This is a genomic window from Micromonospora sp. NPDC048839 (assembly GCF_040649915.1).
Lineage (GTDB): Bacteria > Actinomycetota > Actinomycetes > Mycobacteriales > Micromonosporaceae > Micromonospora.
Genome location: NZ_JBEZGL010000017.1, coordinates 96836 through 111644, shown reverse-complemented (window position 1 = coordinate 111644; position 14809 = coordinate 96836). Strand labels below are relative to the sequence as shown.

Annotated in this window: 10 protein-coding genes; 7 read left to right on the top strand and 3 right to left on the bottom strand. The window is 71.3% G+C overall.

Annotation, left to right across the window (positions count from 1 at the left end; all coding sequences use genetic code 11):
• Positions 1–3: 3 nt before the first annotated feature.
• The 3 genes from AB0C25_RS27410 to AB0C25_RS27400 all read left to right on the top strand — a co-directional run bounded on the left by AB0C25_RS27410 (position 4) and on the right by AB0C25_RS27400 (position 4672).
• A complete protein-coding gene (locus AB0C25_RS27410; RefSeq protein ID WP_357377059.1) occupies positions 4–1110 on the top strand; it encodes an SPFH domain-containing protein in 1107 nt (368 codons plus the stop codon).
• A 171-nt stretch (positions 1111–1281) separates the two neighbouring features.
• A complete protein-coding gene (locus AB0C25_RS27405) occupies positions 1282–2049 on the top strand; it encodes a hypothetical protein (protein ID WP_357377058.1) in 768 nt (255 codons plus the stop codon).
• Between the two features lie 421 nt (positions 2050–2470).
• On the top strand, positions 2471–4672 hold the full coding sequence (locus AB0C25_RS27400; RefSeq protein ID WP_357377057.1) for a transglycosylase domain-containing protein: 2202 nt from the start codon (positions 2471–2473) through the stop codon (positions 4670–4672).
• A gap of 67 nt (positions 4673–4739) precedes the next feature.
• On the opposite strand, the gene AB0C25_RS27395 is transcribed toward AB0C25_RS27400, so the two are convergent.
• Both AB0C25_RS27395 and AB0C25_RS27390 read right to left on the bottom strand, forming a co-directional pair.
• The gene (locus AB0C25_RS27395) at positions 4740–5483 is read right to left on the bottom strand and encodes a hypothetical protein (protein WP_357377056.1); all 744 of its coding nucleotides are present in this window, start codon (positions 5481–5483) and stop codon (positions 4740–4742) included.
• 115 nt (positions 5484–5598) lie between these two features.
• The gene (locus AB0C25_RS27390) at positions 5599–7446 is read right to left on the bottom strand and encodes a thiamine pyrophosphate-requiring protein (RefSeq protein ID WP_357377055.1); all 1848 of its coding nucleotides are present in this window, start codon (positions 7444–7446) and stop codon (positions 5599–5601) included.
• Between the two features lie 40 nt (positions 7447–7486).
• Here AB0C25_RS27390 and AB0C25_RS27385 point away from each other — a divergent pair, with 40 nt between their 5' ends.
• The 3 genes from AB0C25_RS27385 to AB0C25_RS27375 are packed head-to-tail and all read left to right on the top strand — an operon-like array spanning position 7487 to position 11774.
• On the top strand, positions 7487–8386 hold the full coding sequence (locus tag AB0C25_RS27385) for an RNA methyltransferase (RefSeq protein ID WP_357377093.1): 900 nt from the start codon (positions 7487–7489) through the stop codon (positions 8384–8386).
• Positions 8387–8433: 47 nt separating this feature from the next.
• A complete protein-coding gene (argG, locus tag AB0C25_RS27380) occupies positions 8434–9885 on the top strand; it encodes an argininosuccinate synthase (protein ID WP_357377054.1) in 1452 nt (483 codons plus the stop codon).
• A gap of 38 nt (positions 9886–9923) precedes the next feature.
• Positions 9924–11774, top strand: coding sequence for a PucR family transcriptional regulator (locus tag AB0C25_RS27375; protein WP_357377053.1), 1851 nt, complete (start codon positions 9924–9926; stop codon positions 11772–11774).
• Positions 11775–12027: 253 nt separating this feature from the next.
• Here the strand turns inward: AB0C25_RS27375 and AB0C25_RS27370 are convergent, their stop codons facing one another.
• Positions 12028–13374, bottom strand: a complete 1347-nt coding sequence (locus tag AB0C25_RS27370) for a hypothetical protein (protein WP_357377052.1) — start codon at positions 13372–13374, stop codon at positions 12028–12030.
• Positions 13375–13456: 82 nt separating this feature from the next.
• Here AB0C25_RS27370 and murD point away from each other — a divergent pair, with 82 nt between their 5' ends.
• Positions 13457–14803, top strand: a complete 1347-nt coding sequence (murD, locus tag AB0C25_RS27365) for a UDP-N-acetylmuramoyl-L-alanine--D-glutamate ligase (RefSeq protein WP_357377051.1) — start codon at positions 13457–13459, stop codon at positions 14801–14803.
• Positions 14804–14809 lie beyond the last annotated feature (6 nt).

Genomic DNA, 14809 nt, shown 5'->3' with positions numbered 1-14809 from the left:
GGGATGACCTTAATCGGGGTGGTGGTGATCGCGGTGGCGTTGATCGCCGTGATAACGCTGGCCAAGGCGGTGCGGATCGTGCCGCAGCAGCGCCAGGACGTGGTGGAACGGCTCGGTAAGTACAAGCGCACCCTCAGCCCCGGCCTCAACCTGCTGGTGCCGTTCATCGACGCGGTGCGTACGAAGGTCGACATGCGGGAGCAGGTGGTCAGCTTCCCGCCGCAGCCGGTGATCACCTCGGACAACCTGGTGGTCTCGATCGACACGGTGCTCTACTTCAAGGTGGTCGACTCGGTCCGGGCGACCTACGAGATCTCCAGCTTCCTCCAGGCCATCGAGCAGTTGACCGTCACCACGTTGCGTAACGTGATCGGTTCGCTCGATCTGGAGCGCGCGCTGACCAGCCGGGACGAGATCAACCGGCACCTCTCCGGGGTGCTGGACGAGACCACCGGCCGGTGGGGCATCAAGGTGACCCGGGTCGAGATCAAGGCGATCGAGCCGCCGGCCAGCATCCGTGACTCGATGGAGAAGCAGATGCGCGCCGAGCGGGACCGTCGCGCGGCGATCCTGACCGCCGAGGGCCACAAGCAGTCGGTGATCCTCACCGCCGAGGGTGACAAGCAGTCGGCGGTGCTGCGGGCCGACGGTGACCGGCAGGCCCGGATCCTGCAGGCCGAGGGTCAGGCGAAGGCGATCCGGACGGTCTTCGACGCGATCCACCAGGCGAACCCGAGCCAGAAGGTGCTCGCCTACCAGTACCTGCAAGCCCTGCCGCAGATCGCCCAGGGCAGCGCCAACAAGGTCTGGATCGTCCCGGCCGAGCTGACCAAGGCCCTGGAGGGCATGGGTGGCGCGCTCGGCGGACTGAGCCAGATGGTGGGGGACCTGCCCGCACCGGAGGCGGCCGAACACGCGAGCCAGGTCGAGCGCGAGGCCGCGGAGGCGGCGCAGGCCGCGGCGGACGCCGCCCAGCGGATCCACGACGAGGTACGCGTCGCCGAGGCGCAGGCCACCGGCGGCAACAAGCCGCAGGGGCTGCCCGCGCCGGAGCCGGTGTCTGCGGCCAGCCTGACCGAGGACCCGGCGGACCAGCGCGAGCGCGGCTGATCCAGGACGCCGGCCGCCCGGTCGGCCGGGGCCGGTGACTCAGCCCTGAATGCGAGAAAGCCTCATGGGGCGCTCCGAGGCCTGCCACGATCGGTCCTAGGACGGGTGGTGACCAGGCAATCGGGGCGCCCCGGCGCGTTCCGCACCACTCGCGGACGAGCGAGGTGACGCATGAAGGATCCGGCGAATCGGATGTGGTCCTCGGCCCCGGTGCCCGGCGCGCACGACCCGGTCGCCCCACTGGGGTCCCGCAGCACCGGTGGCGGGTTCGGCGTACTGCCGTTCGTCGACGAGCCAACCGCGGGTGGCCCGGCCACGAACGCCAGCTGGGCCTGGTCGGTACGCCGGTTCGCGCGGGCGGCCGTGTGGCTGCTGCCCGCGTACGCCATCCTCTACGGCGCGGTGGCGATGGCCAGCGACGGCGGGGTGGGCAACGACCCCTATCCGGCCGACGGCCGGGCGGTGTACCTGATCGGTTGGGTGGCCGCGGTCTGGCTCGGTCTGCTCGCGCTGCTGGCCCTCACCGGGCTGCTGGCGGCGACCCGCAGCCGTCGGGTGGCCGCTGCCGGGCTGCTGGTCAGCATCGCCGGCACCGTGCTGATGCTGCCCTTCGCCGGGCTCGCCGAGCAGACGCCGGTCTTCGGGACCACCGCGCGGGCGTTGGTGCTGCTCGGCGCGACGTTCTACAGCGTGGGCTGGTTCCTCACCGGGTGGGCGGTCGCCCGCTCGGGCACCTTCAGCCTCGGCGACGGCGTCATGCTGATCATTGCCGCGCCCCTCCTCGGCCTGGGCGGTGCCCTGATCGGCTCGTTGCAGACGTTCGGCGCGATCTTCGTGCTGATCGCCGGCATCGGCATCGGCTACCGCTCCGGCCGCCTGATGCCCCGCGAAACCGCACGAGACGCCGCCACCGCCAGCCTAAGCACCCCAAACCCCTAACCCGGCTCCCACCCACCCACCCCGTCCCACCCCGTCCCACCCACCCCGTCCCACCCACCCCGTCCCACCCACCCCGTCCCACCCACCCACCCATCCGGCCCATCCGGCCCCGCCCCGGTTGATCATGGAGTTATAGCGCTCGGCCTCGGCGTGTCATGGCAACAACTCCATGATCAACGCAGGTCAATCGCCCGGGCCGCGCCCGACCTTCGGCCCCACTCCGGTGATCATGGGGTTGGCGGGTGATTCCGTGATCAAACCTCCCGCTAACCCCATGATCACCGGGGGGTCGGGGCGGGAGGGGGCCGGCCCTGGGTGGGGTGGGGTGGGGTGGGAGTTGGCTGGTGGGTGGGCGTGAAGTTGCTGACAATTGCGGGGCGGGGGTGGTCGGTTGGCGGCTTTCGTGGCAATCCTGGGGAGCATGGCCGCCTCCCGCTCGCCGCTGTCGCGGCTGTTCACCGTGCTGCTCGCCGGTGTGTTGGCCGGGCTTGTCCTGGCCGTCGCCGCGCTCCCGGGCAACCTGCTGCTCGGCCTCGGCGCCCGCTCCGCGCTCGGGTCGTACGCCGCGTTGCCGGCCTCGCTGAAGACCCCGGCGACTCCGCAGCGCTCGTACCTCTACGCCAACGACGGCAAGACGCTGATCACCACGTTCTACGACGTGAACCGCACCGACGTCCCGTTGTCGGAGATCGCCCCGGTGATGCGGCAGGCGATCGTGGCGGCCGAGGACCGGCGCTTCTACGACCACGGCGGGGCTGACCTGCGCGGTCTCGCCCGCGCACTGGTCGCCAACGTCAAGGGCGGCGGCACCGAGCAGGGCGGCTCGACGCTGACCATGCAGTACGTCCGCAACGTCCTCAAGACCGACCCCACCCGCACCGCCGAGGAGCGGGCCGCCGCCACCGACCCCACCGTCGGGCGCAAGATCCAGGAGATCCGGTACGCGAGCGCGCTGGACAAGAGCCTCGGCAAGGACGAGATCCTCGACAGGTACCTGAACATCGCCTACTTCGGCTCCGGCGCGTACGGGGTCGCCGCGGCCAGCCAGCGCTACTTCGGCAAGCCGCCGGCGCAGCTGACCCTCGGTGAGTCGGCCCTGCTCGCCGGCCTGGTGCAGTCGCCGGACGCGTACAGCCCGATCAGCGGTGACAAGGACGACGCGTTGGCCCGCCGGTCGTACGTGCTGGACTCGATGGTCGCCACCGGTGCGATCACCGCCGAGCAGGCCGCCCAGGCCAAGGCGGAGCCGCTGAACCTGCACCCCACCGCCCAGCCCAACGGCTGCACCGCCGTCTCCCAGGGCCACGACGACTGGGGCTACTTCTGCGACTACCTGCGCCAGTGGTGGCTGACCCAGCCGGCCTTCGGGGCAACCGTCGCGGAGCGTGAGCAGGCGCTGCGTTCGGGCGGGTACACCGTGGTCACCTCGCTGGACCCGAAGATCCAGGCCACCGCGCAGAAGCAGGCCACCAAGGTCTACTCCTACGACAACAAGCGCGCCCTGCCGATCGCGGCGGTCCAGCCGGGCACCGGGCAGGTGCTGGCGATGGCGGTCAACCGGCACTACAGCCTCGGCGACAACCCGGCCGGGCAGGCGAACTACCCGAACACCGTCAACCCGTTGATCTCCGGCGGAGCCAGCGTCGACGGGTACCAGGCGGGTTCGACGTTCAAGCTGTTCACCATGCTCGCCGCACTGGAGTCGGGCCGTACCCTCTCCACCGGTTTCGACGCGCCCGCCAAGCTGCCCACCCGGTACGCCGCCGAGGGGCCGGGCAGCTGCGACGGCCACTGGTGCCCGGCGAACGCCAACCCGGACTGGATGGACGGGTACCGGATGATGTGGGACGGCTTCGGTCGCTCGGTGAACACCTACTTCGTCTGGTTGGCCGAGCAGGTCGGCCAGGACAAGGTGGTCGAGATGGCACAGCGGCTCGGCATCACGTTCCGCGCTGACTCGGACGCCGCCTTCGCGAAGAACAACGCCGCGAACTGGGGTTCGTTCACCCTCGGCGTGGCCGCCACCACTCCGCTGGACCTGGCCAACGCGTACGCCACGGTGGCCGCCGAGGGCACCTACTGCACCCCGGTGCCGGTGGTCTCGGTGACCGCCGCGGACGGCACGAAGGTGCCGGTCGGGCAGCCCTCCTGCAAGCGGGTGCTCGACCCCGACGTCGCCCGTGCCGCGACCGACGCGGCGCGCTGCCCAGTGGGTCAGCAGTCGGCGTTCGGGCAGTGCAACGGCGGTACCGCCACCGGTGTGAACGACATCCTCGACGGTCGGCCGGTGGCCGGTAAGACGGGCAGTTCGGAGCAGAACTCCACCGAGACGTTCGTCGGTTTCACCCCGCAGGTCGCGGTGGCCGGCATCGCCGCCAACCCGGACGACCCGGCCGACTCGGTGGGCTCGGCGGTGCAGGGCAAGGTGATCGACGCGGTGGCCCGGGTCATCGCCACCGCCGTGCAGGGACAGCCGAAGAAGCCGTTCGCGGCGCCCAGCCACGAGTTGGCCGGCGACGCGCACCGCCCGGTGCAGCGCCCCGCGGTCCCGGACCGGCCACAGCCGCCCACCACCGAGGAGCCCCGCTCGCCCCTGCAACGATGGCTCGACCGCCGAGGCTGACCCGGCAACGTGCCGGCGCCTCCGCACCCAACGGGTGGGGAGGCGCCGGCCGCGGAGTGTGGGTGGGCTACTTGCGCTTCAACTGGTCGAAGTCGACGATCTGGTCCGCCGCCGGCGCCTTCAGCTCGTCGAAGGTCGCGCCGAAATCGCTCAACGTGATCTGGCTGGCCCCGTCCGCGTTGCTGCCCTCCACCCGGACCGGGTACGGCTCGCCGGTGGTGGCGATGTAGAGGGTGCCCTCCTTCTTGCCGTCGACGAGGCCGATGGTCTGCACGCCGTTGATCTCCTTGGCCTCACCCTTGGTGATGGTGCCGTCGGGCTTGAGCAGCCCGTCGACGTTGGCGACGTCGAACATCTGGGTGAACTCGTCCTTCTGGGAGACCTTGGCCCACTTGTCGCCCATCAGCTTCACGATCTCGCCCGATGCCTCGGCACCTGTGTTCTTCGCCCAGAACTTCGCGTCCGGGCGGATGTACTGCTGGCCGCCCACCGAGAGCAGTTCCACGGTGCCGTCGTTCGTGGATATCTGACCGGTCAGGTCGCTGCCGGTCATCTTGAAGTCGAGGGTCATCTTCTGGCCGCTGGTGGCGATGTCACCGGCCAGGCGGTAGGACTTCGCGTTCTGCACCGCCGTGGTGGCGCGCTGAAGCGCCTCGGTCGGTTCGAGTGCGGCGACACCGTTGTCCTTGGGGGCATTCGATGCCGGCTTTCCGCCGTCACCGTCACCGTCACCGTCGCCGCCGCCGCAGCCGGCCAGCAACGCCATCGCCACCACGGCGACCATGCCTCGTCTGATTGTCGTCGATCTCATCGTCGGCTCCCTTGTGCCACCCCCCGTGGGTGAGCAGACAGCCAGGTACCCATGATCGATCGCGGGCAATCCCTCGATGTGTCGGAGATCCCGGATCGGTACGGAAGTCCTTGGGTCAGCCCTTGCGGCGGCGGGGGCGGTAGCTCGCGAGAGTGGACGGGATGCCCCGCCGGATGATGCCGGCCCAGTCGGTGTCGCCGCGCAGCACCGCCGCCGCGGTCTTGCGGGCCTGTTCGACGGTGAAGTGCGGCGGCAGCATCAGCTCGGCGGGGTCGACCAGGGCGTTGATGACCACCGGTCGATCGGCGGCGAGCGCCCGCTCCCAGACCGCCGGCACCTGCTCCGGGGAGTCGACCAGCTCACCGTGCAGCCCGAGCACCTGCGCCCACTGGTGGTAGGCGATGTCCGGCAACTGCTGGCTGTCCGGGAACATCGGCGTCCCCTCCGAGGAACGCTGCTCCCAGCTGACGAACGCCAGATCCCGGTTGTTCAGGACCAGCACCACGAATCGTGGGTCGGCCCACCCGCGCCAGTACTTCGCCACGGTGATCAGCTCATTGACGCCGTTCATCTGCATGGCGCCGTCACCGATCAGCGCGACGAGCGGCCGGTCGGGGTGGGCGAACTTGGCGCTCAGCGCGTACGGCATGGCGCCGCCCATGGACAGCAGGGTGCCGGACAGGCTGGCCAGCATCCCGGGGCGGACCTGGAGGTGGCGGGCGTACCAGGCGGTGGTGGTGCCGCAGTCCACGGCGAGCATGACGTCGTCGGGCAGCCGCTCGTTGAGGGTGTGGAAGAGCAGTTGCGGGTTGACCGGGTCGGCGGTCTGCTCGGCCAGGTCGCGTTGCACGCGTCGCCAGGCGGAGGTGGCCTCGGCGATCTCCGCCCGCCAGGCGGTCGGCCCGGGTCCGGGTCCCAGTTCGTTCAGCAGCGCCCGCAACGTGGGGCGGGCGTCGCCGGTCAGGTTCACCTCGGTCGGGTACCGCAACCCGAGCTGGGTGCCGTCCAGGTCGACCTGCACCGCGCGGGCCTGCCCGGGTGGCGGGTAGAACTCCGAGTACGGCATGTTGCTGCCCACGATCAGCAGCCGGTCGCAGCCGGTCATCAGCTGCCAGCTCGGCCGGGTGCCGAGCAGTCCGATCGCCCCGGTGACCCAGGGTTCGCGATGGTCGACGACTGTGAAACCGAGCAGGGCGGTGGCCACCCCGGCGCCGAGCCGATGGGCGATCTCGCGAACCTCCTCCTGCGCGCCCAGCGCGCCCTGCCCGACCAGCATGGCCACCCGCTGCCCACCGCTGAGCACCTCGGCGGCCCGGCGCAGGTCGGCCTCCGGCGGCACGGTGGGAGTGCTGCTCGGCACGTTGCTGGTCTGGTAGTAGCCGTGCGCGTGGGGTGGGTCCGGGATGGCCGGCTCGTCCTGGATGTCCAGGGGGAGGATCAGGGCGGTGACGGTACGTCGGGCCAGCGCGGTGCGGCACGCCCGGTCGACCAGGTGGCGTACCTGCGCCGGGTGGTCGAGCTGGGCGAGGAATGCCGCTGCCACGTCCTTGTAGAGGGCGAGCAGGTCGACCTCCTGGTAGTAGCCGCCGCCCTCGGCGGTGGTCGCGGTGTGCCCGACCAGGGCGATCACCGGTTGGTGGTCGAGCTTGGCGTCGTACAGGCCGTTGAGCAGGTGGATGGCGCCCGGGCCGCTGGTCACCAGGGCGCAGCCCAGCGGACCGCCGCCGTACTTGACGTGTGCCGACGCGGCGAAGCCCGCGGTCTCCTCGTGGCGGACCTGGATGAACTGGGCGCGACCATCTGTGCGTTGCAGCGCGGACGTGAGGCCGTTGATGCCGTCGCCGGGGTAGCCGAAGTAGCGGTGTACGCCCCAGCTGGCCAGCCGGGACACGATGTGGTCCGCGACGGTCGGGTGCCGGGGCAGGGCCCCCGCCGCACCTGCGGTGGTGTGGTCTGCGCTCACCTGGCTGATCCTTCCGGCCGGCCCGATGCTGCGCCGGTCATTGCCCTTCTTCTTCGGACAAACCACTCCGGCGGGCGGGCGTCGGTGGGCGAGGTGCGCCGTCCGGCAGAATCGTCGGGTGCCCGTCCACCAGATCACCGACCCTGACGACGACCGCATCGCCGACTACCGTGCGCTCACCGACGTCGAACTGCGCACCCGCTGGGAGCCGCCGCACGGCCTGTTCATCGCCGAGGGGGAGCTGGTGCTGCGCCGGGCGTTGCGGGCCGGCTACCCGGCCCGGTCGTACCTGGTCGACGCCAAGCGGATCGACCAGCTCGCCGACCTGGACACCGACGACGCGCCGGTCTACGCCGCGACGCCTGACGTGCTGGAACGGGCCACGGGCTTCCACGTACACCGGGGGGTGCTGGCGTCGTTCCACCGCCGGCCGCTGCCGACGGCGGACGAGGTGCTGGCCGCCGCGCGCCGGGTGGTGATCCTGGAGGACATCAACAACCACACCAACCTGGGTGCCGTCTTCCGGGGCGCCGCCGCACTCGGCATCGACGGGGTGTTGTTGTCGCCGACCTGTGCCGACCCGCTCTACCGGCGCAGCGTCCGGGTCAGCATGGGCGAGGTCTTCGCGGTGCCGTACGCCAAGTTCAGCCGCTGGCCGGCGGGCCTGGACCAGGTACGGGAGGCCGGCTTCACGGTGCTGGCGTTGACCCCGGCGGCGGAGGCGCTGCCGATGCAGCGGCTCTCCCCGGACCAGCGGGCGCGGGCGGCGTTGCTGTTCGGTGCCGAGGGTCCGGGATTGACCGGCGCGGCGCAGAGCGCCAGTGACGTACGGGTGCGGCTCCCGATGCGACGCGGGGTGGATTCGTTGAACGTCGCCGCCGCCGCGGCGGTCGCCTTCTGGGAGTTGGGTCGCGACGACCCGCTGGGCGAGAACGATTAATTCACTCCGGCTTGCATGTCCATGCGCTCTGTTGCATAATTTTCCCCGTGTCCAAGGTTCTCACCTCCCTGCCCTCCGGCGAACGTGTCGGCATCGCCTTCTCCGGCGGCCTCGACACCTCGGTCGCGGTCGCGTGGATGCGCGACAAGGGCGCCGTGCCCTGCGCCTACACCGCCGACATCGGCCAGTACGACGAGCTTGACATCGCCTCGGTGCCCGGCCGCGCGCTCAGCTACGGCGCCGAGGTCGCCCGACTCGTCGACTGCCGCGCCGCCCTCGTCGAGGAGGGCCTGGCAGCGTTGACCTGCGGGGCCTTCCACATCCGCTCGGGCGGCCGGGCGTACTTCAACACCACCCCGCTCGGTCGGGCCGTGACCGGGACCCTGTTGGTTCGGGCGATGATCTCCGACGACGTCCAGATCTGGGGCGACGGCTCGACGTTCAAGGGCAACGACATCGAGCGCTTCTACAGGTACGGCCTGCTGGCCAACCCGATGCTGCGCATCTACAAGCCGTGGCTCGACACCGCCTTCGTCACCGAGTTGGGTGGGCGCAAGGAGATGTCGGAGTGGCTGCTCGAACGCGGCCTGCCCTACCGGGACAGCACCGAGAAGGCGTACTCCACGGACGCCAACATCTGGGGCGCCACGCACGAGGCGAAGACCCTTGAGCACCTCGACACCGGCATCGAGACGGTCAGCCCGATCATGGGCGTCCGGTTCTGGGACCCGGCGGTGGAGATCCCGACCGAGGACGTCACCATCGGCTTCGACCAGGGCCGCCCGGTGACGATCAACGGCAAGGAGTTCGGCAACGCCGTCGACCTGGTGCTGGAGGCCAACGCCATCGGCGGCCGGCACGGCCTGGGTATGTCCGACCAGATCGAGAACCGGATCATCGAGGCCAAGAGCCGCGGCATCTACGAGGCGCCCGGCATGGCGCTGCTGCACTACGCGTACGAGCGGCTGGTCAACGCCATCCACAACGAGGACACCCTGGCGAACTACCACAACGAGGGCCGTCGCCTGGGCCGGCTGATGTACGAGGGCCGCTGGCTGGACCCGCAGGCGCTGATGCTGCGCGAGTCGTTGCAGCGTTGGGTCGGCACGGCGGTCACCGGCGAGGTGACCCTGCGGCTGCGTCGGGGCGAGGACTACTCGATCCTGGACACCACCGGCCCGGCCTTCAGCTACCACCCGGACAAGCTGTCGATGGAGCGTACCGAGGACTCGGCGTTCGGCCCGTCGGACCGGATCGGCCAGCTCACCATGCGCAACCTGGACATCGCCGACTCGCGGGCGAAGCTGGAGCAGTACGCCAACCTCGGCATGGTCGGCGGGGGGACCCCGCAGCGGATGGTCGGCGCCGCGCAGGCGGCCTCGACCGGGCTGATCGGCGCGATGCCGGAGGGCGGCGCGGAAGCGATCGCCTCCCGGGGTGTCGCCTCCGCCGACGACGAGGCACTCGACCGGGCCGCCATGGAGTTCGGCGTCGACTGAGCGAAACCGCGTTGACCCTCCGTGACGTCGCCCGACGAATGTCGAGATCCGACGTCACGGAGGGTAGCGTGTCGGCCGTGTTCCCTACCGTGCGTGAGGTCCTCGCCCTGGACCCGGTCCGCCACGGCGCACCGCGCGTGGTCGCCGGGGACGCCGGACTGGACCGGCCGGTCCGCTGGGTGCACGTCGCCGAGGTGCCGGACATCGCCACCCTGCTCGGCGGCGGCGAGTTGGTGCTCACCACCGGCATCGGCCTACCCGGCGACGACGCCGGGCTCCGCGCGTTCATCGGGGACCTGGCCGACGTCGGCGTCTCCGGGCTCGTCGTCGAGTTGGGCCGCCGCTACGTCAGCGGGGTGCCCCGGGTGATGGTGGCCGCCGCCGAGCGGCGCGGGCTGCCGCTGGTGGAACTGCGCCGTGCCACCCCGTTCGTGCGGATCACCGAGGCGGTACACGCACTGATCGTCGACGCGCAGCTCACCGAGCTGCGCGCCACCGAGGAGATCCACCAGCGCTTCAACGACCTGTCCGTCGAGGGCGCCGACGCCGCCGAGGTGATCCGGCAGGCCGCCGAGCTGTCCGGTTGCCCGGTGGTGTTGGAGAACCTGTCCCGTCAGGTGCTGGGGTACGACCCGGCGGGGGAGAGCGCCGAGCTGCTGCTGGACAGCTGGGAGCAACATTCGCGGCGGATCCGACCAGCCGGTCGGACCGCGTACGACCCGGACAGCGGCTGGCTGGTGACAGCCGTCGGCGCCCGGGGGCAGGACTGGGGGCGGCTGCTGCTGCGCTGGCCGGCCAGCGGCGACGTGCCCAGCGCCCAGTCCAGCGAGCCGATCGCCGGCCCGCCCACCCGGTTGACCATCCTGATCGAGCGGGCCGCGTCCACCCTCGCACTGGGCCGGTTGATCCGCCGCGACGCCGAAGGGCTGGAACGGCAGATCCACCGCACCCTGCTCACCGCGCTCCTCGACCACTCCCGACCGGTGGACGAGGTGGCACTGCGGGCCAAGGCGCTCGGCGTGGTGCTCGACCGTCGGCACCTGGTGGGCGTGATGGTCCGACACCGGGCTGAGGACCCGGGCGGGGAGGGCGGCCCGGAGGCCGCGCAGGCCCGGCTGCGGGACCTGTCCGAGGCGGTCGGCCAGACGCTGCGCGAGGCGAAGCTGACCGGGCTCGCCAGCGCGGTCGACGACAATTCGGTGGGTGTGCTGCTGGCCCTGACCGACCCGGCCGCCGAGGACCGCGCGCTGTCCGCGTTCGCCAGCGCACTGCGTCGGGTACGCCTCGACTCCGGCGCGGGGCGGGCGACGTCGGGCGCTGATCCGTCCCGGACCCCAACCGGTGCGGACGCGTCTCGCTCTGGGCGCGCCCCGGCCGCGCCCCGGTCGGCGGCCGCTCCCGAACCGTTCGCTGCCGATCCGCACCGGGTTGCTGGTCCGGGTGCCGTGATCGTGGCCGCCGGGTCCGGGGTGGGGAGCCTGCGCGAGGCCCGACGGTCGCTGGTCGAGGCGCGGCAGATCGCCGAGGCGGCCCGGCAGGACCGGCGGGACCTGCCGATCTTCCGGCTACCGCACGTGGGGCTGGCCGGGCTGCTGCACCTGCTGCGCGACGAGCCTCGGTTGCAGACCTTCGTGGAACGCGAACTCGGCGCTCTGCTGGAGTACGACGCCCGCCACCCCCGGGAGCAGTTGCTCGACACCCTGCGCGCGTACCTGGAGCAGGGGCGCAACAAGACCGCGGGCGCCGCTGCCGCCCACCTGTCCCGGCCGGCGTTCTACGAGCGCCTGGCCCGCATCGCCCGCATCCTCGACGTGGACCTCGACTCGGTAGAGGCCACCCTCTCCCTACACGTAGCCCTACTGGCCCTAAAAGCAGTCCGAACCCCCTAAACCCCCGGCCCCCACTGCCCCCGCCCGACCCCGTTGCCCCCGCCCGACCCCGTTGCCCCCGCCCGACCCCGTTGCGCCCGCCCGACCCCGTTGATCATGGAGTTATCGTCACGACACGCCGGTCGGGGTGGCTACAACCTCATGATCAACGCGGCTGGGGCGGGGCTGGGGTTTGGTGGGGTGGGGTTAGAGGAGGGGGGTTAGTCGCTGTCGCTCCGCTGCGCGAAGCGGCCCTAATCGGGAGGAAGTGGGTCTACTTCCGAGTTAGGGCCTTGGCGTAGGTGGGGGGGATGTGGTTGGGGCCGCCGGGGGTGAAGACGTCCGACGAGGCCACCGCGGACCAGGCTGTCGCGGGTACGGCGTCGACCAGGGCTCGGATCACCGGGGCGTCGCGCCACTGGTCCTGTTCGGCGAGCAGGCCGAGGGCCACCACCGACTCCTCGACCTCGCCCACGCACTCGAACGGCTTGTGGCCGTCCAGGCCCAGCAGTTCGCGGTAGCCGGGGATCTGCGACTCGTCGGCGAGCAGGTCGCCGCCGAAGATGTGGGTGATCCGCTCACGCGGCATGAACGGTGCCATGGCCAGGAAGACGAACCGGCACTTCGGGCAGTCCCGGCACCAGCGCTCGCTCGCGTTCCGCAGCTTGAACGCGGCGTTGCAGCTGGTCACCACGTCGTCGTACCTGGTGAACTCGGCGAACAATCGGGCGATGTGCAGCTCGGACAGCGAGCGCAGCAGTGAGAAGTACGGTTCGGTCAGGCCGGCGTGCTCGGCCAGCGACGCCCGCAGCAGCCCCTCCGCCTCGACACCCTTGGACCACTGGTGGTTGATCTCGTGGCCGTCCCAGACCAGGTTCGGGTCGGACGCCGAGCGCTCGTTCGACATCACCACCGGTCCCAGGCCGTGCAGCACCGCGGTCGCCACCGCGATCAGCGAGTTGATCGCGGTCACCGGGATGTGCCCGTTCAGCGCTCCGGCCGCGTTCAGGTCGAACAGCACCGGGTCGATCCGCCGACGGGCGGCCAGCGGGATCAGCCCGGACGCCTCGTTCACCGAGACGATCACGTGGTTCGGGTTGACCGAGAACGGCACCGGGTCGAACTCGGCCTGGCGCAGCGCCTCCAGGCTGACGATCGAGTCCTTCCCGCCACCCACCGCCGAGAGCGGACGACGGTCGGAGTCGTCGTACACGCGCGGGGGTTCCGGCGAGCCGGCCGGCACCTCCGGGCGTAGCTGGAGCACGTGCGGCAGTTGGTTGCGGTACGCGTACTCGGCGAGGCCCTTGGTGTAGACGGCCGTGACGTAGTCGACGGTGGCCGCGCCCAGCGGCGCCGGCAGTACGAGCCGGGGCGGCGCGGCGGTCTTGTAGTAGCTGACCCCGGCGACGAGGTGCAGGACCTCCAGCACCCGGCCGAGGGTCGCCACCGTCTCGTCCGACGGCGGCTCGGCCGGTAGCGGAAGGGTGATCACCTCGGTGAACCGCTGCTCACCGGCGGGACCGGTCAGGGCGTAGTCGAACAACACCTCGCCGGTGGCGAAGTCGATCGAGTAGGACGGGAAGGTGAAGGCGTCCATCCGCCGGAGCTGCTCGTTGGGCACACGCCATACTAGGCCCTGGTTCGTCCGGCCGTGTCCGGACCGGCCCCGCCCTGCCGCCGCTGCGATCCCCGAGGAGAGCCCAGTGCGCCTGTCTGACCTGCGCGGACGTACCGTCGCCGTCTGGGGCACCGGCCGGGAGGGCCGGGCCGCTGTGACCGCCATCGCCGCGCACGGCCCGGCCGAGCTGGTCGCCGTCGACGACAGCGCCAACTTCCTGTCGCTGCCCTGGGACGGCCCGCTGGCCGAGGCGGCGCCGCTGGTCACCGGCGAGGCGGGCTTCGAACGATTGGCCGCCGCCGACGTGGTGGTCCGCTCCCCGGGCGTGCCGCAGACCCACCCGTGGCTCGTCGAGCTGCGCCGACGCGGCGTCCTGGTCACCCAGGGCACCGCGCTGTGGATGGCCGACCACGCAGCGCGCACCGTCGGGGTCACCGGCAGCAAGGGCAAGAGCACCACATCCAGCCTGATCAGCCATCTGCTCATCGCGACGGGCCGGCCGAACGTCTTCGGCGGCAACATCGGGGTGCCGACCCTGGACCTGCCGGAGGCGGAGCTGTACGTGCTGGAGCTGTCCAGCTACCAGTGCAGCGATCTCACCGACTCGCCCCGCGTGGCGGTCGTCACCGCGCTCTTCCCCGAGCACCTGGACGCGCACGGTGGGGAGCGGGAGTACTACCGGGACAAGCTCAACCTGCTCGCCCACGACCCGCAGACGATCGTCGTCAACGGCGGGGACCCGCGGCTCGCCGCCGAGCTGGGGGACCTGCCGGCCATCCGCGCCGGCCGTCCCGACAGCGTCCACGTCACCGCCGGCGGCGACGGTACGCCCTGGTTCCACCTCGGCGACCAGCCGCTGTTCCCGCGTGCCGTACTACCGCTGGTGGGCCGGCACAACGAGGGCAACCTGTGCGTCGCGCTCGCCGTGCTCGCCGCGCTCGGCATGGACGTGGTGACCGAGAAGGATCACCTCGCCGTCGCGGTCGCCGAGTTCCAGGGGCTGGCCCACCGGCTCACCGAGATCATCGACCCGTCCGGGTTGACGTTCGTCGACGACACCCTGGCCACCAGCCCGTACGCGGCCATGCACGCCATCGACGCGTACGACGGGCGGCCGCTGACCGTGATCGTCGGGGGTAACGACCGGGGTCTGGACTACACCCCGCTGGCCGAGCACCTGGCCGAGCGGGAGCTGACCGTCATCGGGATTCCGGACAGCGGCACCCGCATCGTCGAGGTGCTCGCCGGCCTGCCGAAGGTGCGTACCGAACTGGTCGACGACCTGGTGGACGCGGTCCGGCTGTCCCGGGAGCTGACCCCGGCCGGCGGGGTGGTGCTGTTGTCGCCGGCCGCGCCCAGCTACGGCCGGTTCCGCAACTTCGAGCACCGTTCCGAGGTCTTCGCCCAGGCCGTCGCCGACACCGCCGGCTGAGCGAGG